Annotated in this window: 24 protein-coding genes; 20 read left to right on the top strand and 4 right to left on the bottom strand. The window is 53.7% G+C overall.

Annotated elements, in window-relative coordinates:
- Positions 1-73: 73 nt before the first annotated feature.
- The 12 genes from IM700_RS02035 to IM700_RS02090 all read left to right on the top strand — a co-directional run bounded on the left by IM700_RS02035 (position 74) and on the right by IM700_RS02090 (position 12,758).
- Complete coding sequence (locus IM700_RS02035) at positions 74-1,216, top strand: nucleotide-binding protein (protein ID WP_193415503.1); 1,143 nt, start codon at positions 74-76, stop codon at positions 1,214-1,216.
- A 3-nt stretch (positions 1,217-1,219) separates the two neighbouring features.
- The gene (locus IM700_RS02040) at positions 1,220-2,440 is read left to right on the top strand and encodes a CpaF family protein (protein ID WP_193415502.1); all 1,221 of its coding nucleotides are present in this window, start codon (positions 1,220-1,222) and stop codon (positions 2,438-2,440) included.
- A gap of 147 nt (positions 2,441-2,587) precedes the next feature.
- A complete protein-coding gene (locus tag IM700_RS02045; RefSeq protein WP_239483495.1) occupies positions 2,588-3,277 on the top strand; it encodes a type II secretion system F family protein in 690 nt (229 codons plus the stop codon).
- 17 nt (positions 3,278-3,294) lie between these two features.
- A complete protein-coding gene (locus tag IM700_RS02050; protein ID WP_155606496.1) occupies positions 3,295-4,170 on the top strand; it encodes a type II secretion system F family protein in 876 nt (291 codons plus the stop codon).
- A 23-nt stretch (positions 4,171-4,193) separates the two neighbouring features.
- On the top strand, positions 4,194-4,388 hold the full coding sequence (locus IM700_RS02055; RefSeq protein ID WP_155606497.1) for a Flp1 family type IVb pilin: 195 nt from the start codon (positions 4,194-4,196) through the stop codon (positions 4,386-4,388).
- A gap of 2 nt (positions 4,389-4,390) precedes the next feature.
- On the top strand, positions 4,391-5,059 hold the full coding sequence (locus IM700_RS02060) for a TadE/TadG family type IV pilus assembly protein (protein ID WP_193415500.1): 669 nt from the start codon (positions 4,391-4,393) through the stop codon (positions 5,057-5,059).
- 12 nt (positions 5,060-5,071) lie between these two features.
- Positions 5,072-7,306, top strand: a complete 2,235-nt coding sequence (locus IM700_RS02065; RefSeq protein ID WP_193415499.1) for a TadE/TadG family type IV pilus assembly protein — start codon at positions 5,072-5,074, stop codon at positions 7,304-7,306.
- 52 nt (positions 7,307-7,358) lie between these two features.
- Positions 7,359-8,351: a pilus assembly protein gene (locus IM700_RS02070; protein ID WP_239483496.1), complete on the top strand. Its 993-nt coding sequence runs from the start codon at positions 7,359-7,361 to the stop codon at positions 8,349-8,351.
- Between the two features lie 46 nt (positions 8,352-8,397).
- A complete protein-coding gene (locus IM700_RS02075) occupies positions 8,398-8,874 on the top strand; it encodes an A24 family peptidase (RefSeq protein WP_239483498.1) in 477 nt (158 codons plus the stop codon).
- A 20-nt stretch (positions 8,875-8,894) separates the two neighbouring features.
- Positions 8,895-10,517, top strand: a complete 1,623-nt coding sequence (locus tag IM700_RS02080; protein ID WP_193415496.1) for a DUF6382 domain-containing protein — start codon at positions 8,895-8,897, stop codon at positions 10,515-10,517.
- Between the two features lie 172 nt (positions 10,518-10,689).
- Positions 10,690-11,727 carry a FecCD family ABC transporter permease gene (locus IM700_RS02085; protein ID WP_239483500.1) on the top strand — a complete coding sequence of 346 codons (1,038 nt, stop codon included), beginning with the start codon at positions 10,690-10,692 and terminating at the stop codon, positions 11,725-11,727.
- Positions 11,724-12,758, top strand: coding sequence for a FecCD family ABC transporter permease (locus tag IM700_RS02090; protein ID WP_193415494.1), 1,035 nt, complete (start codon positions 11,724-11,726; stop codon positions 12,756-12,758). The genes IM700_RS02085 and IM700_RS02090 overlap by 4 nt, the downstream gene beginning before the upstream one ends.
- A gap of 67 nt (positions 12,759-12,825) precedes the next feature.
- Here the strand turns inward: IM700_RS02090 and IM700_RS02095 are convergent, their stop codons facing one another.
- Both IM700_RS02095 and IM700_RS02100 read right to left on the bottom strand, forming a co-directional pair.
- Positions 12,826-13,752, bottom strand: a complete 927-nt coding sequence (locus IM700_RS02095; RefSeq protein WP_193415493.1) for a TIGR01777 family oxidoreductase — start codon at positions 13,750-13,752, stop codon at positions 12,826-12,828.
- Between the two features lie 82 nt (positions 13,753-13,834).
- On the bottom strand, positions 13,835-14,248 hold the full coding sequence (locus IM700_RS02100) for a DUF2621 domain-containing protein (RefSeq protein ID WP_193415827.1): 414 nt from the start codon (positions 14,246-14,248) through the stop codon (positions 13,835-13,837).
- A gap of 236 nt (positions 14,249-14,484) precedes the next feature.
- On the opposite strand from IM700_RS02100, the gene IM700_RS02105 reads away from it, so the two are divergent.
- Both IM700_RS02105 and purU read left to right on the top strand, forming a co-directional pair.
- On the top strand, positions 14,485-15,600 hold the full coding sequence (locus IM700_RS02105; RefSeq protein ID WP_193415492.1) for a deoxyribonuclease IV: 1,116 nt from the start codon (positions 14,485-14,487) through the stop codon (positions 15,598-15,600).
- A gap of 37 nt (positions 15,601-15,637) precedes the next feature.
- Entirely contained in the window at positions 15,638-16,537 is a 900-nt protein-coding gene (gene purU, locus IM700_RS02110; protein ID WP_193415491.1) for a formyltetrahydrofolate deformylase, read from the top strand.
- Between the two features lie 79 nt (positions 16,538-16,616).
- Here the strand turns inward: purU and IM700_RS02115 are convergent, their stop codons facing one another.
- Positions 16,617-16,964 carry a RidA family protein gene (locus IM700_RS02115; RefSeq protein ID WP_193415490.1) on the bottom strand — a complete coding sequence of 116 codons (348 nt, stop codon included), beginning with the start codon at positions 16,962-16,964 and terminating at the stop codon, positions 16,617-16,619.
- 293 nt (positions 16,965-17,257) lie between these two features.
- Here IM700_RS02115 and tkt point away from each other — a divergent pair, with 293 nt between their 5' ends.
- On the top strand, positions 17,258-19,282 hold the full coding sequence (tkt, locus tag IM700_RS02120; protein ID WP_193415489.1) for a transketolase: 2,025 nt from the start codon (positions 17,258-17,260) through the stop codon (positions 19,280-19,282).
- Positions 19,283-19,384: 102 nt separating this feature from the next.
- Entirely contained in the window at positions 19,385-19,708 is a 324-nt protein-coding gene (gene ppnP, locus IM700_RS02125; protein ID WP_193415488.1) for a pyrimidine/purine nucleoside phosphorylase, read from the top strand.
- A gap of 77 nt (positions 19,709-19,785) precedes the next feature.
- Here the strand turns inward: ppnP and IM700_RS02130 are convergent, their stop codons facing one another.
- Positions 19,786-20,673: an NAD(P)-dependent oxidoreductase gene (locus IM700_RS02130; protein ID WP_193415487.1), complete on the bottom strand. Its 888-nt coding sequence runs from the start codon at positions 20,671-20,673 to the stop codon at positions 19,786-19,788.
- A gap of 226 nt (positions 20,674-20,899) precedes the next feature.
- Here IM700_RS02130 and IM700_RS02135 point away from each other — a divergent pair, with 226 nt between their 5' ends.
- From IM700_RS02135 to IM700_RS02150, 4 genes are all read left to right on the top strand, one after another.
- The gene (locus IM700_RS02135; RefSeq protein WP_193415486.1) at positions 20,900-22,255 is read left to right on the top strand and encodes a glucose-6-phosphate isomerase; all 1,356 of its coding nucleotides are present in this window, start codon (positions 20,900-20,902) and stop codon (positions 22,253-22,255) included.
- A gap of 107 nt (positions 22,256-22,362) precedes the next feature.
- The gene (locus IM700_RS02140) at positions 22,363-22,995 is read left to right on the top strand and encodes a YigZ family protein (protein WP_155606512.1); all 633 of its coding nucleotides are present in this window, start codon (positions 22,363-22,365) and stop codon (positions 22,993-22,995) included.
- A 5-nt stretch (positions 22,996-23,000) separates the two neighbouring features.
- Positions 23,001-23,597 carry a TetR/AcrR family transcriptional regulator gene (locus tag IM700_RS02145; RefSeq protein WP_059046549.1) on the top strand — a complete coding sequence of 199 codons (597 nt, stop codon included), beginning with the start codon at positions 23,001-23,003 and terminating at the stop codon, positions 23,595-23,597.
- Between the two features lie 294 nt (positions 23,598-23,891).
- Positions 23,892-24,956 (top strand): sulfate/molybdate ABC transporter ATP-binding protein, encoded by a 1,065-nt coding sequence (locus IM700_RS02150; RefSeq protein WP_155606513.1) that lies wholly within the window; start codon positions 23,892-23,894, stop codon positions 24,954-24,956.
- Positions 24,957-25,039: the final 83 nt, after the last annotated feature.

Consider the following 25,039-nt stretch of genomic DNA (forward strand, 5'->3'; position numbering starts at 1 on the left):
CATGATCCGATTTTCATTCGGGTTTTGGGCGGTGCTTTTTTGTTTTCGTTCCATTGAAGAAGGAGGGTGGATCATGGTTCCGATTAAATTGGTGCTGGCCGTGCAAGAAGAGGAGTATATCGACCCGTTTCTGCGGTATGTGCATGCAAGCGAGTTTGATCGGCGTTTGGTGGTGACGGCATTTAGCCGAAAGGAGGCATTTGCCCAATATGTGTTGGAGTCCGGCGGGGACATCGACGCGATATTGGGGGATGCGACATTTCTTGAGGCGGTTGATCCGCTGAAGCGGCCTGGACTCTGCTGCATTCAGCTGGGGGAAGACGGCAATCTCACAGGAGCCAACGGCCTTTGTATTGAGAAGTATCAACCGCTGCATCAGTTGCTTTCTTCGGTTGTCGAGCTTGTTCGAGGAGGCTTTGGGACATCGATGCCTTCACGCGGACGGCCAATCGTCATCGGGGTTTACTCTACCGTTGGCGGCTGCGGCAAGACGACGGTTGCGCTTCATTTGGCTCGGCAGCTGGCGACGGAGGGGGGAAAGGTGTTTTACCTCAACCTGGAGACGATCGGCAGTGAACTGACCCATGCCGGACAGAGCTTACGAGAGGGGCAGGCGGGGTTGGCCCGGCTGTTGTACGATCTGAAGGCGGCGGATGACCGGCGGGAGCCGCCGCGGTTTCCGATATCTGCTTACGCCTACAGGCATCCCGTCCTGCAAGGGGACACGCTTGCTCCCCCGGACAATCTCAACGAGCTGCTGGAAATGGAACGCAAGGATACGTCGGAGTTACTCGAGTACATCGCAGGCAGCGGTTTGTACGACTCGGTGATCGTGGATATGGATTCCTTTCCGGACGGCCGTACGGAAGCGGTCCTGGAGCGGGCTGATCGTGTTGTATGGATCGTCACGGACGACTGGGGAGTGATGCGCAAAACCGGGGGCTGGCTGGCTCATCTTGAACGCACCCGTCCAGATTTTTACCGGTCGCTGCTGGGGAAAGCCCGGTTTGTACTAAATCGTTATACGGGGAAGCGGTCGGTGGATTTGCCAAGGCCGGATTTGAAAATTCAGGCAACGTTATCCCACATTCCCGCCTGGAGTCAAGGCAACCGCCAAGGAGATTTGCTGTACTCCCCTCTTTATCAACGCGATATGATTCGGCTATGTAGCGAACTCCATGGCGAGGGGCCAATCACGCTGGCGCTGGAGGGATAAGTGATGGAGGAAGCGGACTTTGCGGCGCTGCGCAGTGAAATCCGCCAGGGACTGGACGTCACCTCCGTCTTGAACGACGACCAGCTGCTCGATTTTATCGAGCGGCGCGTGCTTGATGACCGGCGTTTGAGCGGAGCGACCGCGGCTGAGAAGCGGAAATGGGTGCGCAGGCTGTACGATTCGTTTCGAGGACTCGACGTCCTTCAACCGCTCGTTGAGGATCGCGGTGTCACGGAAATTATGATTAACAGCCATGAGGAGATATTCGTTGAACGGGAGGGGCAGGTTAGGCGGATTCCTGTCCGCTTCGAATCCCGGGAACGCTTGGAGGACATCATCCAAACGATCGTATCTGGCGTTAATCGGATGGTGAACGAATCGTCGCCGATCGTGGATGCCCGGCTTCGGGATGGGTCGCGGGTCAATATCGTACTGCCGCCTGTCGCCTTAAAGGGACCGACGATGACGATTCGCAAATTTCCGGAACGACCGCTAACGATGGAGCAATTAGTCTCGATCGGTTCGCTTAGCGAGGAAGCGGCGGAGCTGCTGCAACGGCTTGTTCGAAGCAAATATAACATCTTTATCAGCGGTGGAACGGGCTCAGGAAAGACGACATTTTTGAACGCTTTGTCCCAGTTTATTCCGTCCGATGAGAGGGTGATCACGATTGAGGATTCGGCCGAGTTGCAGATCGTCACGGTACCGAATCTAGTATCGCTCGAAACCCGGAATGCGAATACGGAAGGGAAGGGTGAAATTACCGTCCGCGATTTGATTCGATCCTCGCTGCGGATGCGGCCCAACCGAATTGTCGTCGGTGAGGTGCGTGGAGCTGAGGCACTGGACATGCTGCAGGCGATGAATACCGGCCATGACGGCAGTCTTTCTACCGGGCATGCCAACAGCACTGCGGATATGATCAGTCGGCTGGAAACGATGGTGCTGAGCGGAGCCGAATTACCGCTTCCGGTCGTTCGGCAGCAAATCGCCTCGTCCATCGACGTTTTCGTGCATTTGTCGCGTCTACGCGATCGCTCGCGCCGAGTAACGGCAATTTCCGAGGTCGTTGGTCTGCAGGAAGGGGAGGTGGTACTTCAGCCCTTATTTACTTTTTGGGAAGAAGGGGAACAAAACGGTCGAATCGTTGGCAAGCTGCAAAGCAGCGATACAGGGTTAATACATACGGACAAGCTGCGCATGGCGGGTATGCCTTTCAATTAATGCAGAGTTAGGATGGGAGGGTTTTCGTTGCTAAAAAGGCGGGCAAATCTGCAGAAATGGAGGGTTGGATTCATTGCTGCCGATAATCCGGCGAAACTAGCGGATTATCGAGTATATCCATTGTCTGCACAGCAAAGGGGCATTTGCATGTTGGTTGGAGGAGCTGCGTTCTATGCCTTGGGTTATGTCTTCTTCCGGGTGGTCTCGCTGGCGTTTCTCTTATCGCTTTGCGGCGTGTATGCGCCGAAATATTGGAGCAGCTACTTACTGCGCCGGAGAAGGGAGAACCTGAGCCTGCATTTTAAGCAGGCATTATATTCGTTATCTTCGTCTTTGGCCTCTGGTCGTTCGGTAGAGAACGGCTTTCGCGAAGCGATCGACGATTTAAAGCTTCTATATCCCGATGGGGACAACGATGTCATGCGAGAGCTTGCGATCATCTGCGCACGTATGGATTACGGACAGCCGGTCGAGGAAGCGCTACTCGATTTCAGCCGTCGGGCCGCACTGGAGGATATCGACAACTTTGCGGATGTATTTACGACCTGCAAGCGTTCAGGCGGAGATTTGGTTGAAGTTGTCCGACGCACCTCGAACCTCATCGGCGAGAAGCTGGAAATCAGTCAGGAAATTGGCGTGATGATTGCCCAAAAACGGTTCGAAGCCAAGGCAATGCTGGCGGCCCCCATTTTGTTCTTATTGTTTATGCAGATGACCTCCCCGGACTATATGCTTCCGCTGCATCAGGGAGTCGGATTGTTGATCTCGGGACTGGCTTTGTTGTTGTATGCAGTTTGTGCTTGGCTGATGTTAAAGATCATCGATATTCGGCTATAGAGGAGGGGCCTTTGCCAATGTACCTGCTGGTCGCGGGATTGCTGCTGGCCGCCATAGGCGGAAGCTGGCTATATGCCTATTGGAAGTCCCGGTTACTTTACCGCAGTTATGAGGGATTAACCATGGAAGGGTTAAGGCTCGTGCGCCTATCGCCGCCGATGCTGCTGCTCTTGGAGCGGATCAAAGTGTCCCAGCGACTTCCACGCTTTTTTTTTAAGGTTCAGCGTGCCGTGCAGAAAATCTGCGGGAATCGGCGCAGCGGTGAAATGACCTTGTTGTTGTTGGCAGAAGCGCTCACGTACGGTTATCTATTTCTCATCTTCGGGTGCTTGATGACCTTGCTGAGCGGCGGTGCCAGCGGTTTGCTGATCGGGGGTCTGTTAGCCGTGTTGATGCCGATGGCGCTGATTAACGACCTCCATCGCAAGGTACAACGACGAGAGCAGCTCGTTCTGCTTGAACTGCCCGAGTTGCTGAACAAGATCGTGTTGCTGGTTGGCGCAGGCTCAACGGTTCAGCAAGCGATTAAGCTATGTCTGGAGCGCAAGCGGGAGCAAGCCAACCATCCTTTATACAGGGAGCTACTACAAATGCAAAAGGAATGGGAAGGGGGCGATTCGTTTCAGCAAGCGTTGGAAGGTTTCAGCAAACGTTGCGGTATTCAGGAGGTCTCCGCGTTTGCTACGGCGGTTCTCTTAAACTACCGCCGCGGCGGAGAAGATTTTGCACTGGCGTTGCGAGATTTGTCCCATTCGCTCTGGGAGAAACGCAAAGCCGTCGGCAAAACGCTGGGCGAGCAGGCATCGTCCAAGCTGGTTTTCCCCATGGTGCTGCTGTTTATGGCGGTACTGATTCTGGTGGGCGCACCGGCGTTTATGATTATGAATTTGTAAATTCGAGCAGAGGAGGAATCAACATGTTGACTGCATTTCGCAAGGAAATCAAAGGGGCATGGCGCAATGAAGAAGGGCTGGGAATGCTAGAAATGATCTTAATTATCGCGGTGATCGTCATAATTGCAGTGATTTTCCGAGATCAGTTGAGAGACATCGTCGAGAGCTTGCTTGGGAAAGCCAAGTCAAAGACCGAAGACTTCATGGACGGAGAGTAATTATGGGCCTATGGCGGGATCAACGCGGGGGCTTTACGATCGAAGCCTCATTGGTGCTTCCGATGGTTTTTTACACGGTGCTCATTCTCCTGTTCTTCTGCCTCTACCTGTATCAACATGTGCTTGTGGGTCAGGCTGCCACCGTTGCAGCGGAGCGAACGGCTTACAACTGGGAGAATAGCCATCAGGACAGTTTGACTGGCGCCTTTGACGAAGGGGAGTACGATCCCCTCTATTGGCGCCTAGGGGATGACGGTATGCTGCAGGCTGTATTTGACTGGAACGGCGAAGGCGGGACCGCCAAGCTGAATTTGCCGGCGGAAGATCGAGAGGCAGGGCAGTCGCTCCCGGTTCGGAAGCTAAGTCGGACAGGAGCTGAAGTGCCTAAGGGCCTTAGCGGGGAGGTGCGCTACGACAACCGGCTGCTCATGCGTAAAGTAAGCGTAGCTTTAGAACGGCTGGTTCCGCTGGCTCCATTGGAGGGCTGGATTGGCGATGTCAACCAGAGCGGGCGTGCGGAGGCCTATGTCGTCGAACCGGTGGAATGGATTCGGACGGTGGAGCTTGCGAGCTATTACGGCGAGAAATTCCGAAGCGGTAGGGGGCAAGGGGGGATGGATAAGCAGGAGGCGCAGGAGGCGCTGAAGCTGTTTGGTAAATCATCGCGATGATGGGAAAGGAGGATGGCGGTGTTCCAACGGAAACGCTCGGAGCAAGGAGCGGTTACGGTATTTTTTATCGTGATATTTGCCGCGGTATTCGCATTTGTCGCCCTGTTTATCGATTTTGCCAGAATGTTCGCCCTGCAGGCCAAAGCAGAAGCTTTGACGCATGCGGCTTCGAGGTCCGTCCTGTCCGCTTACGACCGGGAACTGGCCGAACGGTACGGCCTATTTGCATATGGGCAAACCGACGGGAACTACATTATGGCAAAGGTGCTTCAGGACCAGCTCGAACTGGTCGGACGTAGCGAGGGGTTACCTTTGCTGGGAGCCCAATTAGATTCTTCTTCTGTCGAATTTTTGCGTCCCATCGGAACCTATCCCGTGTTCGAGCAACAAATCCGCGAACAAATGAAATACCGGGCACCGATCGACGTAACTATAGATCTGTTGAATCGCTTTAAACCGATGGCCGGAGTGATGAAGGAAGCTTCGAATACGGTGGATTTGCTGGGAAAATTACAGAAGCTTTACGACCAGAGGGAAGCCAAGCTGGATGAACTTCTGGAGAAGCAGCGGCAAGCGGCCAATGCAGTAGGGCCTTATGCGGAAGTACTGTCAGTGGGAAGCGGCGGGACCCACGGGGAAGCCTGGAACGGCGATATCTCCACGCTGCCCGACGCTGCGGCGAATTATCCCGCTTATGTGAGCCAAGTCGAGGCGGATGCGGGTAAGGAACCCGAGGATCGGATGTATACGGCGGAAATCAGCCGCTACCGTTCAACAACCAGCGGGATGTTTGCTAAACTGGACCGCGATCAACGGCTTGCAGAGCAGAACCATGCCTCACGCCTGCCAGAGGCTAGGGCCCTGCTGGAGGAAGCGCGGCGGATCAATGATCAGATGCGGCAAACGATTGAAGAGGCGGAAAAGCGCCCGGAGCAAACGGGTTATAACGAAGTGTCAGCCGGGACGAGCACCCGCGGTGGCAGTTCCGGTCCGGTCGGCGACGGCGACGTCATCGCCAATATCCGGAGCCAAGCCGGATCCCTGCTGCTATCCGAGGAGACGTTTGCCGGCCTGACCGCGGATATCGATCGGCAGTCGGCGGCGTTCGCCGGACTCCGGAACACCGGAACCTCGCTCCTAGCGCAAAGCGAATCTGTATTATCGGCGACGGCTTCGTCTACATCTTTCGCTTCGGGCGTGAATAGCACGGCTGAGGCATGCGATGCCTATCTCCGGCAATTCGTCACTCCGGGTTCAGCCAATGTGCTGGATGCGAGCGCTCGTCGGCTGGACAGTCACCGGTCCTCCGATAAGGAGCGGAAGGCGACAGAGAAGGCAGCAAGCGCCAAGCTGAAGGAGGCAGCCGGCTGGATCCGTGAAATCGAACAGCTCAAAAACGGATTGAAAGAGCACCAGGCCAAATTCGATCAACTAGAGGTGAAGATGGAAGCCAATCGATCGTTAAACCGTTCCACCTCTGGAGACGGGTCTGCCTCGGCCGCCTTGAACGATGATCCAAGTGAGGCGGGACAAGCCTCCATGGGAAGGATGGACGGATTGTACGGCGGTTTGGCAGGACTGATGGGAGGGATGTCGGACTCCGTATTTCAAATGGAGTACGTTGCGAGTTATTTTCACTTCCTGGATGTCAGCGCCTTGAACGGTTTGCTAGAGGGCAAAGGCCAAGCGGACAAGCTTGAAGTGATCCGCGAGCAATTCGCGCCGGAGAGCCAAGAGGTCGAGTATATTTTGTACGGTATGCATAATCCGGGAGGGAATGTCGCAGCCGCGTTTGGAGAGATTTTTGCAATGCGTCTGGCCATTCGGACAATGGAGGGCTTCAGCAAGAACGCGGCCAAAGGGAATCCTTTACTGGTGTTTGCCGCAGCCCTGCTGTACGGAGCGCAGCATGCCTTGCAGGATATGATCGCATTAACCCGGGACGGGAAAATCCAGTTAAGCGACTACCTTAAGGTTGATCTGACCTATCGGGATCATCTCCGGTTGTTTCTGCTGCTGCATGGCCGCAGCGAACAGCGGTTGTCGCGAATGCTTGCCGTTATATCATTGAATACCGGGATCGATCCGGCGGAGCGAGCCACCTATGTCAAAGGGAAAGTGACGGTGGCAATGCCTTTATGGTTTTTGCCCGGGGTATGTAAAACGTTGGGTAAGGTCGGCGTATTGAAAGGAAACGTGGAAGGAAGCCGGTACTATGTTGCCAAACAAGCGGACTTCTCATATTGAAGGATCGAAGGCACAACGCTTCCGGGAAAAGGGGTCATTAGGAAGTATCACGTTGGAGGCTGCTTTGATCGCTCCCGTCTTCGTGTTGGTCGTATTCTGGTTCATTTTCCTTGTCCATATGACGCTGCTATTCGGACAATTGCATGCGGCGGCAGCGAATGCTGTCAAACAAATCTCCGCACATATCTATCCGGTGGCGATTGCGGTCGAGGCGCAGAGCAGCGGGCAGCAAGAAACGCAGACACCGGTCGGGGAGACGGGTCAGGGAACCGCTCCTTTGAATGGAGCGGGGGGTTCCCGCAATAAGGGAATGGTTTCGGGAAACAGCCCGTTCTCTTGGCGAATGCCGTCCCTGTCGCTTGAGGAATGGGCGGGACAATATGCGGCAAAACTGCCGGCCCCTCTATCGACATGGATAACCGATGCTGCGCGTAAAGGCGACGAACCGCTGCAAGAGTTAAAGACGAATGCGGTGGAAGCTGTTTTGGACCCGTTGGTTAAACCGATGTTACGCCCGTTCCTGCAAGGGACCTTGCTGGAGGAAGAACGCTTGCATGTCAATCGTGTCACGGTTCCAGACTTGAAGACGGGCAAGCAGCCTTATTTCGGACTAGAGGTGAGTTACGAGCTTCCGCTGAAGGTCCCGTTTTCCGGGCGGCGGATGGTACTGCAAACGAGGGCGGAAGAGCGTCTTTGGATCGGCGATACCGGCGAACTGGATTCGGGGGCTGGAAGCGGAGACAGCCAAACCGGGGAAGCGGCGGTTGTGGTCTCCAAGCCAGACCCGGCGTATGCCGGACATCGGGCGACGATCGTTGCCCAGGTTGCTCCCGGGACTAGCGCCAAGCTGACCATCTATTATAAAAGCGGGGTTAGCCAGGCGAAATATTTAGGGGAAGCGACTGCGGATGATCAAGGCAGGATTGCTTGGACCTGGTTGGTTGGGGGAAACACTACGCCGGGGACGTGGAGTTTCGTGATTGAAACGGGAGAGGGCTTGCGCACGACAGCCGGGTTCGAGGTGGCAAGTCCGCATTCGGAATAGGAAGGAAGTGCAAGGGCTGATGGTTGAGTTAGGGAGTTGTTTATTGATGTTACTTGCGGCTTTCGTCACGGATTTGAGAACGATGAAAATTCCTAATATCATCACGATAACGGGAATCTGGTCCGGACTGTCCTATCACCTTTTGATGGAGGGCTGGATTGGTGCTTGGTTCGCTGTTGCCGGGGCTGCATCTGGATTTGGTCTGATGTTTGCACTGTATTTACTGCGTGCGGTTGGAGGAGGCGATGTCAAGCTGTTTGCAGGAATTGGGGCCTGGATGGGAATCGCTTTCGCTCTATCGACGATGATGTATTCGATTTTGGCTGCAGGGTGCATCGGCTTAATCATCTTGATTTGGCGTCGTGAGACTGGGGTTCGTCTGCGTCGCATCACCGGTAGCGTCCTTGGAGCAGCCGCCCTGCGAAGTACGCTCCCCATTCAGATTGCCGCCAAAGGCCAATTGCAGTTTCCGTTTATGTTAGCCGTGCTGCCGGGGGCGATACTGGCGATCTACTATATGTGACGTGCGAGGAGGGGCGTGCCATGCCAGAGTTAGTTGCCGATTTTGTTAGGGACGGCGGAACCTACATGATTCTTGAGGCTAAAGAAGGGCTGAAGCCTGAACAATTGAATCGCGTCCAGCGCGCCATGCTGGCATCGGTGACCGTGCCGAACCTGCTGCGGCTCGACATTCGCGAGGTTGATTATCAAATCAGTTTGCACTATGACATTACGGGAAAAAGAATGCTGTCTCAGTGCTTACGCAGCGACAAAATCGGCATGCCGGAGTTTTACGGTTTGCTGCTCCAAGTGGTTGCTGTGCTGGAAGATAGCAAGAGGTATATGTTGTCCCCATCCGGTTTTTTGCTCGATGAGACGCATATTTTTGTGGAGGAGCCGCTATCCAGCGGGTCGCTGTATTTTACTTATGTTCCTTGGAAGGAGATGCCGGCCGCTCTCCCGCTGTCCCAGATGCTGTTATCATTGATGACCCGACTGCTCACTTGCGTCACACATGTCGAAGGGGATGGAATCCCGCAGTTGATTCGGTTATGTGGGGATGAGCTTTTTTCTTTGGGAGAACTTAAAAAAATGCTGTTGCGTTTGTTGTCGGACGAACCGGATATCAAGCCGGAAAGCAATGCGGAGGCAAGGAGAACATCAACGACAGTAAAGGAGCCGTTGCCAAGGCTTTCGGAGCCTTCTCCGTCATTTCCTCGTTCTGCCGTAGTTAGGGAATATCTACCGTTACGGGAGCCTGCGGAATCGGGAACTTGGGCAGGCAGTGCCGTTAACGATGTAAACGTTAAACGGGAAGAATGGGCGGGACTCGACGAGAAGGCATCGCCGAGTGAAATGCAGATCAAACCGACTTACCTTGTGCTCGGGGTGCTGCTTGTGGATGCGTTGTGTTGGAAGCTTCTCTATTTTGATCGACCCGGAGCCTTCGGGTTATCGCTAAGCATAGCGGTTACCGTACTTTTAGGGGCTGCCGGATTTGTTCTATGGCGAAAGCTGCGCAGTTACGCGGCAGTGGAAGAAGAAGCGGAAGGAACAGTGTTGGAGGAAGCCCCTGAGGCGCTAGGAGTATCGGGACTTCTGGGATTATCCGCAGAACGACCATCGGGCTCTTCATTCTACAATAGAAATATTGAAGCTTTAGAGTCTTCTGGCGTTTTTCCAGCCAGGTCCTCGGTGGAGTCGTTCGTGCCGCGGACTGAGCTTTCGTATGAGATGCCGGAATCCGCGGAAGCAGCGAGTGAATCTGAACCCGAAGTGGGGGGATCTCCCCCTACAGTGCTGCTGAGCCGGTCCATGCTGCAGGGACAAGATCGATCTTTGAACGGTCGCAGCCCGCACTATTATTTAGATCGTTTCGAGGAGGGCGGTGGCGTGTCAGAGCGGATTCCGTTGACCCCAGGAAGCTTCGTAATCGGGCGCTCCGAAGAGATCGTTCAATATGTGGAGAATACCGCAGGCGTTTCCCGTGCCCATGTGGAGATTTTGGTCACTTCGCGCGGCTGTTTACTCAAGGATCTAGGATCGAAGAATGGGACTCGGTTAAACGGGGAGAGTGTGGCTCCATATAAAGAATATCCTTTGCAGGCGGACGACACGTTTTATTTAGCGGAGACGAGCTTTAAATTCGGTGCGGAGGTTTCTTGAGCAAGGAGGTTTAGGGGATTATCGCCCACGCTTGACCGGAAAGTCATGGACCAAATTTGAAATGGCCGTAGATTCTCACCGGAAAAGCGGGTATAATGAACGAGAATGATTCTCAATTACATATTTCATGCTCTTATTTTTCGGCAAAATTGATTAAAGGATGGTTCTCGACATGTCGGCAATAACCCAATCTACCAAACCACGCTACCGTTCCCGCCCGCTTGCGGCAACTTTGATTTTATTCGGCGGTGCCGTGCTGCTGCTGTTTGCCATTTGCCTTTCGATTTCCGTTGGGGCGGCAGATATTCACCTCACTACCGTCTGGGATGCGCTGTTCCACTTTCAGGCGGAGCAAACTCAGCATCAAATTATTATGGAGCTGCGGCTCCCGCGGGCTTTGGCGGCTGCATTAATCGGCGCGGCGCTTGCGGTAGCCGGGTCCATTATGCAGGGGATGACACGCAACCCGATGGCTGATTCCGGCTTATTGGGACTTAACTCCGGCGCAGGGCTGGCCCTGGCCATTAGCTTTGCGTTGATGCCAGGCACCTCATTCCTGCTAACGATGTTTTATTCGTTTATCGGAGCCGGGCTGGGTGCCGGACTCGTATTCGGCATCGGCTCCATGTCCAAGGGAGGCATGTCTCCGGTTCGACTGACGTTGGCAGGGGCGGCCGTCAGTATGCTGCTGACCGCAATCAGCGAGGGGATTGCGATTTACTTCAATATTGGACAGGATCTTGCATTCTGGTACGCTGGCGCGATTGCAGGTGCGAATTGGCTGCAAATCAAACTGGTCTCACCTTGGGTGTTCGCCGGGTTGTTCTGCGTTTTGCTGCTGTCGAAATCGATTACTCTGCTCAGCCTCGGCGAAGAGGTGGCGACCGGCTTGGGCCAAAGAACACGCTTGATTAAGGCGCTTGGCATGCTCATCGTGTTGGTTCTAGCCGGCAGTGCGGTTTCGATTGTCGGTGCGATTGGGTTCGTTGGCTTGTTGGTTCCGCACGTGGCTCGCTTTTTAGTTGGCGTTGATTATCGCTGGGTGATCCCGTCCTCGGCCCTGCTTGGCAGTTTGTTGATGGTATTTGCAGATATTTTGGCGCGGATGGTTCATCCACCGCATGAAACGCCGATTGGCGCTTTGATTGCCGTCATCGGGGTGCCGTTCTTCCTGTATCTCGCCATGAAGCAGAAGGGGGGATTGGAATGAACCGAATCGAAGCCCCTATGCATTTGCGGCAGAAAGCCCGTAAAGCTTATATCGTTATGACCGTCTTTGCGCTATTGATCCTTGCCGTATTCATCTTTAGTATGAATACCGGATACATCCGTCTGTCGCCGCTCGATGTGTTTAGGACCCTGGTTGGCATTGGGACAGATAAACAAGAGCTGATTTTATTCGAATTCCGGTTGCCGCGCATCGTGATTTCCGTGCTGATCGGAATGGGGATGGCGGTTGCCGGCTGTATCTTCCAAGGCATCTCCCGTAACCCGCTGGCCGATCCCGGGGTGCTTGGAATCAATGCCGGAGCTGGCCTTGCGGTAACGCTGTTTATTTCGTTTTATCCGACGACGACGAGCGCCCCCGTCTATATGATGCCGGTCCTGGCTTTTCTTGGAGCGGCCGGGGCAGCGACCTTGCTTTACGTACTCTCCTTCAAAAAAAATTACGGTTTGCTCCCCGTCCGAATGGTGTTGGTTGGGATTGCGGTTGCTGCCGGTATCAATGCCGCGATGATCGTTCTGCAGTTGCGCTTGCGTCCGGAAAATTTTCAGATGCTGCAAATCTGGCTGGTCGGCAGTATTTGGGGAACGTCGTGGAAGTACGTGCTGGCGCTTCTGCCTTGGCTGATCGTACTGCTTCCTTACGTGTTCTTGAAGTCGCGCGCGCTGAATGTGCTCAATCTGGGAGATCAAACCGCGACGGGTCTCGGCACTCCATTGGAGCGATCCCGTCTGGGGCTCTTGGCTGCCGCGGTTGGTTTGACCGGCGCCTGCGTCGCCGTGGGCGGAGGCATCTCCTTCGTGGGGCTGATCGCGCCGCACTTGGCCCGCCGGCTGGTTGGACCCAAGCATGAGTATTTACTCCCTGCCTCCGCGCTGGCTGGTGGTTTGCTTGTTATCCTAGGCGATACACTAGGCCGCTGGGTGCTTCAGCCGGCTGAGATCCCAACCGGGATTGTAGTAGCTATTATCGGTGCGCCTTATTTCTTGTATTTGCTCACGAAGTCGCGGATGTAAATGCCTGAATGTTGATAATGACAACGGCCCGGAGACTGGAATTCCAGTCTCCGGGCCGTTGATCATTTTAGGACTTCAGATCGGCGACCGCCGATTCTAAATCAGGATAAGTGAAGGTGAATCCAGCCTCTAGCAACGCGCGGGGAATGACCTGCTGCCCCTCGAGCAGCAGGAGCGACATCTCGCCTAACGCGGCTCGGAGCACCGCCGCCGGCAGCGGAAGCCAGAAGGGACGGCGATGCACGCGGCATACGGTGCGCCCGAAATCAAGGTTCGTCACCGGATGCGGGCTCACTGCGTTCACCGGGCCGCGAACTTCCGGATGAGTGGCACAGTAATCAATCAGCCTCACCATATCCTGAATATGAATCCAAGGGACCCATTGCTTGCCGCTGCCGATACTTCCTCCGATGCCAAGCTGATAGGGGAGGCGCATCAACGGATACGCGCCGCCGCCTTGCCCCAGTACGACCCCGGTGCGCAGCTTGACTACGCGAATTCCGCGGAATTCCCGGTCTGCCGTCTCCTCCCAAGCCGTTGTCACTTCGGCGAGAAAATCGGGGGGAGGTGATGGTATGGACGAGCTCTCGTCAAACGATTCTGAGAGCGAAGTGCCATAAATGCCAACTGCGGAACCTTGTACAACAACCTCGGGTTTTAGTTTCATTCGCTCAACGGCGCGGGCAACCGCTCGGGTGGACTCCAGGCGGGACTCTAGAATCCGCTGCTTGGTCGGTTTCGACCAACGCTGATTCAGTGTAGCTCCGGCCAGATTCACGATGGTTGAAACGCCTTCCAGTAGCACAGGATTTCTCTCCAACTCCAACCACGTTGTGGAGGTCAGCAAAGCGTCGGAAGCAGCAGCCTCCTGCAGCCAGCGCTTTCCCCCGGTACCTCCACGCGTGACAATCATTACCTCGTGTCCTTGGCTCAGCCAAAACTTGGCCAGCGCCCGGCCGATAAACCCCGAGCCCCCGAAGATCACCGTTTTCATGTTTTCCTGAATCCTCCTCTACGTAAAAATCCGGCTGCCTAGTGCAAGACAAGGAGCCGGATGTGAATTTGTGCATATGCGCTTATTTGTTCATTAAATGCCGATAGGGTTGATAATCGATCTGATTATTTTCCAGAAACTTAACAAGGAACTTGTTGTCGCGTTTTGGCGTGGCTACGATGTAACCGCGGATACAGTGCTCCTGCGTGACCTCGGAGGCTTCCTCCTGCAGCGCAATTTTGCCGATCTCCGCGGCGATCGAATGCTTGGCGATGTCCCGGAACGGTCCCGGTACAGGCTCGACCAACCGGTCGAGGAACGCTTTGGCTTCGTCCGTCCATAGGTGGCGGCTCTGCTCGACCCAATGGTTCTGCCAGTCCAGCTTCGACATGCCGTCAGCCTTCGGAAGTACCTTCAAAAATTTGCGGAACATAAAGAAGCCGCCGATCGCCATCATGCCAAGCAGCACGAAACCCCAAAACGCGATGCTGTTCATAAACCAGCGATTCGGGCCTTGGGCGGTTAGTATGTAAACGGTAGATTGCAGCACGATTCATCACCTCGGAACGGATTTCGCTTTTCGCTAACAATTCGGATATTATGATAGTAGAAATTGAATCTTTCAAAACTGAGATAATCTGCTAAAATTATACCTTATTTCTTTATTTATTTCAGCATTCAAGCTAAAATAGGTTTGTTTAGCGATTTAATGTCCAAAAGGGGGAAAATACCTTGCTGAAAATTGGTTCCCATGTATCGTTCTCGGACAAGGGCCTGCTTAGCGCAACGGCCGAGGCGGTAACCTACGGCTCCAGCTCCTTCATGATATACACCGGGGCACCGCAAAATACGCGGCGTAAACCGATCGAATCGATGAATATTGAAGAAGGCCAAGCGGCGATGAAACAAGCCAGTATCGACGAAATCGTCGTCCATGCGCCTTACATTATCAATCTAGGTTCTTACAAATCGAACACGTACCAGCTTGCCGTGGATTTCCTGCAGGAGGAAATCCGTCGTACCCATGCGCTTGGCGTACGTAACATCGTGCTTCATCCCGGCGCTTTTACGGACAAGGATGCGGAGTACGGGGTGAATCGCATTGCGGAAGGCCTTAACGAAGTGCTGAACGGAACGAGTGAAACCGACGTTTGCATCGCGCTGGAAACCATGGCCGGCAAAGGGACGGAGATCGGTCGCAGCTTCGAGGAAATCGCGCAGATTATCGAGAAAGTCCAACACAACGAGCGCTTAACTATCTGCCTTGATACCTGTCACATCCATGACGCCGGCTATGATATCGTAAATGATCTGGACGGCGTCCTGAAGAAATTCGACGATACAATTGGATTAAAGCGGATTGAAGTCGTTCACATCAATGACAGCAAAAACCCGGTTGGCGCGGCAAAAGACCGCCATACGCCGATCGGCTCCGGCTGGATTGGCTTCGATGCGATCCACCGCGTCGTCCATCATGAGGCGCTGCAAGGCCGACCGTTCATTCTGGAGACGCCTTGGGTCGGGAAGGAAGCGAAAACTCAACGCCCGATGTACGAAGTTGAGATCGCGCTGCTGCGCGGGAACGTCCGCGAACGGTTTGGTGAATCGTTCCTGAGCGATGTGGAGCGTTTGGCCGACTTTTTTGCCAAGCAGGACATCGGGGCCCGTTCCTTCGTGCTGGATACGTGGAATCTGCTCAAGAACGATGCCAAAGCGAAGAAGGCCGATCCGCGCGAGCCGATGGAGCGGCTGTACGACCTCGCGATGGAAGCCAGCCTGTTCCCAGAGCTGACGGAAGAGCAGGTGAACCAACGCCTGGTGGCCTGGTTTGCCGGCGCGGGTAAATAACGAAGACATCATTTGTGGCAAGGGGAATGGAAGAACAATGGATACGCATATCAAAACGGGCGGACAACCCGTCAAACCTTATGAGAGCAACCGTGCGCGCATGTTGATCTCCTGCCCGGACGGGCCGGGGATCGTTGCCGCGGTATCCCGCTTCCTGCACGAGCATGGGGCGAATATCGTGCAGTCGGACCAGTATACGATGGATCCGGAGGGCGGCATGTTTTTTATGCGGGTCGAATTCGATTTGGATGGATTGGACGGGCGGATTGCGGCGCTGAGGAGCGATTTTGAAGCGATCGCCTCGCAGTTCCGGATGCAGTGGAACATCTATCAGCTGAGCCGCAAGAAGAAGCTGGCGATTTTCGTATCCAAGGAGGATCATTGCCTGGTCGAGCTGCTTTGGCAATGGCAAGCCGGAGACCTGGATGCGGAAATCTCCATGGTCGTTAGCAATCATCCGGATATGAAGGAATACGTCGAATCGTTTGGGATTCCGTACCACCACATTCCGGTGACGCCAGAGACGAAACGCGAAGCCGAGCAAAAGCAGTTGGAGATCGTCGGAGGCAACGTCGATTTAATCGTATTGGCGAGATACATGCAAATTGTCTCCCCGGCGCTGATCGAGCCGTACCGCAATCGCCTAATCAACATTCACCACTCGTTCCTGCCGGCGTTTGTGGGAGGTAAGCCGTATGCTCAAGCTTATGACCGCGGGGTCAAGATCATCGGCGCCACCGCGCATTACGTGACTGAGGAACTGGACGGCGGACCGATCATCGAGCAGGACGTGCAGCGTGTAAGCCACCGTGACGACGTGAACGAACTGAAACGAATCGGTCGGACCATCGAGCGGGTTGTGCTAGCCCGGGCTGTAAAATGGCATATCGAGGACCGGATTTTGGTCCACCAGAACAAGACGGTCGTTTTCAACTAACGGCCTCATTCATGAGATTTGGATAACAAAACCGGCATCATGGGCAGCGTGTCAGCTCGTCATGATGCCGGTTTTTACGTTATTCCTCTCCCCGGTAGGCGATCCCGTCAATCATCAGAAGACAATCGGTATCGATGAATTCAGTGGTGGAGGTCATGCGCGCCGGACAATGGTTTTGCTCAAAGTACTCGAAAAATACCTTCTCCATCTCAGGCAGATCCTGAATATGCTTGAGATACACATTCACTTTCACCAACCGTTCCAGCGGGCATCCGCACGCGGATAAGGTGGATTTCAGTTGGGTGAAGACATCGTGGATTTGCACGGTGAAGTCGTCGCCAAAACCTCGGTGCAGACCGAGAAAGACATAGTCGCCGGCCGTAACGGCGGAAGAATAGCTAAACGGAGTTGGAATACGGGTAATCATGATCTTTAGCCTCCTAATAGATAAGGATTTTTGCCGGATCCAGAGGTGAATGTTTTCACATAGTATAGAACATATGTTCCTAAAAAGCAAGGGAATTATTAACGGGGCAGGAGCAACACGAAAAAAGCTCATTTACAGGGGAATGGTTGGGAATAATGGTATGGAAAAGGGGAGTAGGAAGTGCTACAATAGATAAAGTCAAAATGATTTTTTCAAAATGATTGTTTTGTAATCGGAGCGTTAAATGTTTCATGGTTTTCAACGATCTTTTCATAATGAAGGAGGAAACACGAATGTCACTTTCAGAAAACAACACGATCGACAAACTCTCGATCACTACCATTCGTACGCTGGCGATCGACGCGATCGAGAAAGCGAAATCCGGCCATCCTGGCATGCCGATGGGTTCCGCCCCAATGGGATATCAACTATTTGCCAAAACGATGAACCATAATCCGGACGAACCAACCTGGATCAACCGCGACCGTTTCGTCTTGTCCGCCGGCCATGGCTCCATGCTGCTGTACAGCTTACTGCACTTGTCCGGGTACGACCTCCCGATGGAAGAAATTAAACAATTCCGCCAATGGGGCAGTAAAACGCCGGGTCATCCGGAGTTTGGTCATACCGCTGGTGTGGATGCGACAACCGGCCCGCTTGGTCAAGGTTTGGCGATGGCAGTAGGGATGGCGCTTGCAGAAACCCAACTGGCTGCGACTTACAATAAAGGCAATCTGAAAGTGATCGATCACTATACGTACGGCATCTGCGGCGACGGCGACCTGATGGAGGGCGTGGCCAGTGAAGCGGCATCGCTCGCCGGTCACCTGAAGCTTGGCAAATTGATTTTCCTCTATGACTCTAACGATATCTCGCTGGACGGCAAGCTGAATCTTAGCTTCTCGGAGAACGTGCGTCAACGATTCGAAGCTTACGGCTGGCAAACGCTGCGCGTAGAAGACGGGAACGATCTGGCGGCCATCGAAGCGGCGCTCGAAGAAGCGAAAGGCGACACTGAACGTCCAACGCTGATCGAAGTGAAGACAGTGATCGGTTACGGAAGCCCGAACAAGCAAGGCAAAGGCGGCCATGGCGGTACCCACGGCTCCCCGTTGGGCGCTGAAGAAGCGAAGCTGACCAAAGAGAATTACAAATGGGTATATGAAGAAGATTTCTATGTTCCGCAAGAAGTACGCGAGCATTTTGCCAAAGTTAAAGAACGTGGAATTGCCACTTATCAAGCTTGGCAAGAAACGTTTAAGCAATATCAATCACAATATCCGGAGTTGGCCGCTCAATTCGAGCAAGCGATTGCCGGCGATCTGCCATCCGGTTGGGATGCGAAGCTGCCTAAGTACAGCGCAACAGACAAAGCGGTCTCCACGCGCGTAGCTTCTGGTAACGCGCTCAACGGACTTGCTCCAAACGTACCGCAACTGCTGGGCGGCTCCGCCGACCTGGAAAGCTCGACAATGACACATTTGAACGATCTGGCGATGTATACACCGGAAACCCGCGATGGCCGCAACCTGTACTTCGGCGTTCGCGAGTTCGGTATGGCTGCTGCCATGAACGGCATCATGTTGCATGGCGGTCTGAAAGTGTTCGGCGGCACGTTCTTCGTGTTCACTGACTACTTGCGTCCGGCAGTGCGTTTGTCCGCACTGATGAAGTTGCCGGTGACTTACGTGCTGACGCATGACAGCATCGCGGTCGGCGAAGACGGCCCTACTCACGAACCTATCGAACAGCTCGCTTCCCTGCGGATCATCCCAGGCTTGACGGTCATCCGTCCGGCGGACGGCAATGAAACGTCGGCGGCATGGGCTTATGCGGTAGAGAACAAATCGAATCCGGTCGTCCTGGTGCTGACTCGTCAAAACCTGCCGATCCTGGAGAAAACGGCGGAAGCGGCTCGCGAAGGGATCAAACGCGGCGGTTACGTCGTATCCGACGCGAAGGACGGCAAACCGGTTGCGCAAATCATCGCTACGGGTTCGGAAGTCCAACTCGCGGTAAAAGCGCAAGCCGCTTTGGCCGAAGAAGGCATCCAGGTTCGCGTCATCAGCTTGCCGAGCGTGGATCTGTTTGATAAACAGGATCAGGCTTACAAGGACTCCGTTATCCTGCCGGACGTTAAAGCCCGCGTTGCTGTAGAAATGGCGCATCCGTTCGGATGGGATCGTTTTGTCGGCGAGAAAGGCTCGGTCATCGGCATCGATAAATTCGGGGCTTCCGCACCTGGCGACAAGGTCATCGAAGAGTATGGCTTCACGGTAGAAAACGTGGTTAACCACGTGAAAGCCCAATTGAAATAAATAAGAATAGGAGTTCAAAAAGTCGGATTTTCAGCACCGGGAAGGTGATTAAAAGACGACTTTTTGAACAACCGCTTAGAGGGGAAGAAGGGAGAGGGGAACGTGACAGAGAAACTGCAAAATGTAACCGTAGAGAAGCAAGCCAACATCTATTTTGACGGCAAAGTTACGAGCCGGACCGTTTGGCTTCCGGACAGAAGCAAACTGACACTGGGAATCATGCTCCCGGGGGAATATGAGTTCGGCACGGACTCGCTGGAAGTGATGGACATTTTGTCCGGAGACCTAAAAGTGCTGCTTCCCGGCGAAACGCTGTGGCGGGAAATCAGCGGGCGCGGAACGTTCACCGTTCCTGCCAAGTCTTCCTTCAAGCTGGAGGTGCGCAGCGTCACCGACTACTGCTGCTCTTATGGGGCAGGAGCTTAAGCCTCATAGCTAATCAAAAAGGCAGGTATCAGCGATTCCATGTCGCTGTACCTGCCTTTATTTCATAATCTGAAGGCTCATTCGCCGATTTGTTTGCCAATCCAAGCTTCATACAGCTTGACGACGGAGGAGAGGTCCTCCTCGCCGAAGCCTTGGGTTTGGCCAGATTGGAACAGGCTCTTAGCCAGACTCAGCATCGGCGCCGGAATGCCCGAGCCGTCGGTCAGCGCAGACGCGAGCTTCAGATCCTTCAGCATTAAGGCAAGCGAGAACTGATTCGTGAAATCGTGCTCGATGATTTTGCGTCCCTTCAGCTCCGCGGCTTTGCTGCCGGCGGAACCCAGCTGCACGAGTTCTAGGAAGCGGTCTGCTGGCAGACCCGATTTGGCGGCGATGGCAAACCCTTCGGCCAGCGCCAGGTTGTTGATGCCGACAATCGTGTTATGGGCCAGCTTAGCGACGGCACCGCTGCCGTTGTCGCCCATGTGCAGCACTTTTTTGCCCATCGTGTCAAACAAATCCATCACTTGCGCTAAAGTCTCTGCAGAACCGCCGACCATAAATACGAGGGTGCCGTCGATTGCGGCCGGCGAGCTGCCGGTCACTGGGGCGTCGAGGAACGTGCCTCTAAGCTCAGCAATCTGTGCGGCTAGGCGTTTGACGAGTGCCGGCGAGATCGTCGAACAGTCGATGACGGTGGTCCCGGGCCGGATTCCGGCCAATACGCCATTCTCGCCTTCGTATACTTCGGCGATGGACTCATCGTTGCTGACCATCGTGATTACGACGTCCGCCCACACGGCGGTTTCCTTCGGCGAAGGTGCCACGGAAGCTCCCTGCTCGGCAAGGGGCGCTGCTTTGGATGCGGTCCGGTTAAACACGGTCACAGGATAACCTGCTTTCAGCAGGTTGGATGCCATAGGCGCACCCATCGTCCCGAGGCCGATAAATCCGATTTTTTTCAAGTTCGTCACCATCTTCCAAAAGAATTGAACATCATTTAATTATTTTAGCACGGCGCGTGGAAACCTGTATATTGTGCCCTTGTCATTGCCGGGAATTTACAGTATCCTAGTTTTAAGTTGTTTGAGGCGGCGTTCAGACCGGCTTTTTTTACCAGACAGCAGCTTTTGAACGTTTCCTCTTGGATAGGTCAGTGTGATAAATATTAGACGGAGGAGAGTTTCAGCAATGTCCAAAAAAGTGACGTTTGACTACAGCAAAGCCCTGCAATTCGTTGGGCAGCATGAGGTCGATTATTTTGCGGAGCCGATTCGCACGGCTCATGAGCAGCTACATAAAGGTACCGGGGCAGGTTCCGACTTCTTGGGTTGGATCAACTTGCCGACCGACTATGATAAAGAAGAGTTTGCCCGCATCCAGAATGCGGCAGCCAAAATCCAAAACGATTCCGATGTTCTGATCGTCATCGGCATCGGCGGATCCTACCTGGGCGCGCGCGCGGCGATCGAATCGCTGTCCCATTCGTTCTATAACCTGTTGCCGAAGGACAAGCGCAAGACGCCGGAAATTTATTTTGCCGGTAACAACATCAGCTCGACTTACGTGAATCACCTGCTTGAACTGATTGAAGGCAAGGATTTTTCGGTGAACGTCATCTCCAAATCGGGGACGACAACAGAACCGGCGATCGCTTTCCGCATTTTCCGCGCTGCGCTGGAGAAGAAATACGGCAAGGAAGAAGCGCGTAAGCGCATTTACGCAACGACTGACAAAGCAAAAGGGGCGCTCAAGAAGCTGTCCACCGAAGAAGGTTACGAAACGTTCGTCATTCCGGACGACGTTGGCGGACGTTATTCCGTTCTGACCGCAGTTGGCCTGTTGCCGATTGCGACTGCCGGTATTAATATTGAAGAAATGATGCAAGGCGCAGCCGATGCGTCGAAGGAATTCAGCAACCCGAACCTCGCCGAGAACGCCAGCTACCAATATGCAGCCGTACGTAACGCGTTGTACCGCAAAGGCAAAGTGACGGAAATCCTCGTCAACTACGAGCCTTCCCTGCACTACGTATCGGAATGGTGGAAACAGCTGTACGGCGAAAGCGAAGGCAAGGATTACAAAGGGATCTATCCGGCTTCGGTTGATTTCTCCACCGATCTGCACTCCATGGGTCAATTCATCCAAGAGGGCAACCGGAACATCTTCGAAACGGTGATTCAAGTGACTGAGGTGCCTAGCCACATCACGATTGAATCCGATCCGGCCGATCTGGATGGTTTGAACTTCCTGTCCGGCAAAACGCTTGATTTCGTCAACAAGAAAGCGTTCCAAGGCACGCTGCTGGCACATACCGATGGCCATGTACCTAACCTGGTCGTGAATGTGCCGGACATGACGCCATATTCGTTTGGTTACCTGGTTTATTTCTTTGAAAAAGCCTGCGGTATCAGTGGTTACCTGCTGGGCGTCAATCCATTTGACCAACCGGGTGTCGAAGCGTACAAGAAGAACATGTTCGCACTGCTTGGCAAGCCGGGTTACGAGAAGGAAAAGGCCGAACTGGAAGCCCGTCTTTCCGAATAAGTAAGGCCAGGTAGTAGTAAATGCGTTGAAGTTAGAATGTCAGGAAGCAGTTCGCCGGAAGATGCCGGAGGAGCTGCTTCTTGGCACATTCATAAGGATGGTCTCATATGCTGGAAAAGTACAAGACGGTTAGGCAAGCCGGAGAACAAGAAATCGTCATCAAGAAATCACGGTTTATCGGGCACGTGAAACCGGTGGAAACCGAAGCCGATGCGCTTCAGTTTATTGAGGAGATCAAGAAGAAGCACTGGAACGCCACGCACAACTGTTCCGCGTACATGATCGGGGAACGGGATGAAATCCAAAAGCAATCGGACGACGGGGAGCCGAGCGGAACAGCCGGTAAGCCGATTTTGGAGGTGATCAAAAATCAGGGCCTCAAGAACGTCGCCATCGTCGTAACCCGGTATTTCGGAGGGATCATGCTGGGGGCGGGCGGTCTCATCCGGGCATATACTGACGGAGCCGTCGCAGCGATTGAAGCAGGGGAAGCCATTTCCCGTGTGCTTCATCAGCAAGTATTCGTGGAGCTGGATTACACTTGGCTAGGTAAAGTGGAGAATGAATTGCGTAACCGCGGCATCCGTACGGGAGATACGGGGTTTGCGGATAAGGTGACACTATGCTGTCTGCCGCATCATCCGGAGGCGCAAGCCTTTATGGATTGGATGACCGATTTGACGGGAGGGCAGGCCGTGATGACGGAAGGTGAAAAGGTTTATTTTATTGAAGGGGAATAATGCCTATGGCAAGAAGAGCAGTTGATCAGGAGTTGTCGAGAGAAAGAATTATGGAAGCGGCCCGGCACTTGTTCATTACCAAAGGGTACCGCGGGATTTCCATGAGGAGCATCGGTCAGCATTTGGGATACAGTCACGGCTCGCTTTATTATCACTTCAAGGAAAAAGCCGAGTTGTTTTATGCCATCGTGGTGAAAGATTTCGAGTCGCTGACCCATCTGTGCGAGCAGGTGACCAAACGGCCGCCTACCGACGGGCTGACCAAAGCAGAGCAACTCATGCTGGAATTCATCAAATTCGGCTTGGAGCATCCGCACCAATACGAAATCATGTTTATGCTCAGGGATGAGGAAATATTGGCGTACTGTCGCAGCGAACAGGCCAAATGCTTCAATATGTTCGAGTCCATCATCCGCAGTTTTTTGCAGGAGGAGAGGCATCCGCTGGAGAACAATCCGTCTCTTCCGCTCAGCATGTTTTTGGGTATGCATGGATTTATCTCTTACTACATCCAGGATCGGCTGACCTTTGAAGAGATTAAGCCGGCCGCTGTCGCGCACGTCAAAATGTTAAGCCACAGCATTTACCGCATAACGTCATAGGGCGTTTTTGTTTTCACTTCTCGCTTTATCCAATTACACCATCATAGCATCAACACTTTATAACACTAATTGACAAAACCGGTCCATCCCCTGTAGAAAACAGATTCGGGGAAGGCCGGTTTTTGTTCAGGGTATAGCAAAAAAACCGCTCAAACCGCTTGGCTACTGCTTTTTTTCAGATTGACGGAATGCTTGCGGTTTGGTAATCTATTCTTAATAAACAAATCCAAGTAAATTCATCTGAATATTTAATAATTCAGTTCTTTGGAAACCGGAAGGGATGTGTGGTTTTGCATGCATGTAGAAGTGCGGAATTTGGATAAGCATTTTGGCAGCTTCCATGCCGTCCAAAATGTCAGTTTTGGCATCGAAAAGGGTCAATTGATCGGTTTGCTGGGGCCTAGCGGGGGCGGCAAAACGTCGATACTTCGCATGCTAGCGGGCCTGGAGCAGCCGGATGGCGGGGAGATTCTATTCCATGGGCAGCGGGTTAACGAGCTGGCACCGCAGGATCGCGGAATCGGCTTTGTTTTCCAAAGTTACGCTCTCTTTAAGCATATGACGGTATTCGATAATATTGCCTTCGGCCTGCAAGTGAAGAAGGTGTCAAAGGCGGACACGCGAGCGCGGGTCATGGAGCTGGTCGAGCTGACCGGGCTGCGGGGATTCGAGAACCGCTATCCGCATCAACTGTCGGGGGGGCAGCGCCAACGGGTTGCCTTTGCCCGCGCTTTGGCTCCGCAGCCGCAGTTGTTGCTGCTGGATGAGCCTTTTGCCGCGATCGATGCCAAGATCCGCCAGGAGCTGCGTTCGTGGCTACGCGAGTTGATCGAGCGAGTAGGGATCACCTCGATTTTCGTCACTCATGACCAGGATGAAGCGATTGAGGTGGCTGACGAAATCATGATTATTAATCAGGGACGGCTGGAGCAAAAAGGGACGCCTTGGGATATCTACAAGGAGCCGGAAACCCCGTTCGTGGCTTCGTTTATCGGGCAATCGACGCTGGTGGAACGTGCCGCCGACCTGAAAGGCTTCGAGGAGGAAAGCGGAGGGCCGGAGACGAAAGCCTTGATCCGTCCGGAATACATCGAAGTAGGTACCGATCACGAATTTACATTGTTATCCGCGACTGCCCCAGGCGTCGTGAAGCACCTGCATTTCCGCGGCAGCGAATGGCTGGTGGAGGTGGAGGTCGGGGGGCATACCCTAACGACGTTCCGCTCCCTGGAGAAAGAAACGTTGAAGGCGGGTCAGGAGGTTCGCGTGCTCGTCCACCGCGCTTATCTCTTCGACCAAAAGCGGAGCTGGATCCTCGAGAATCCGCTGAAGGGTAATCCGCTTAGCGTGATTATTTGATCTGAGTTGTCGATGGGAATGAAATAGCGGTTTAAAATAAGACCCCAAAGCACCACTATTTGGGTGAGAATAAAGAAGCCGCT

This window comes from Paenibacillus rhizolycopersici (assembly GCF_014947195.2).
Classification (GTDB): domain Bacteria; phylum Bacillota; class Bacilli; order Paenibacillales; family Paenibacillaceae; genus Fontibacillus; species Fontibacillus rhizolycopersici.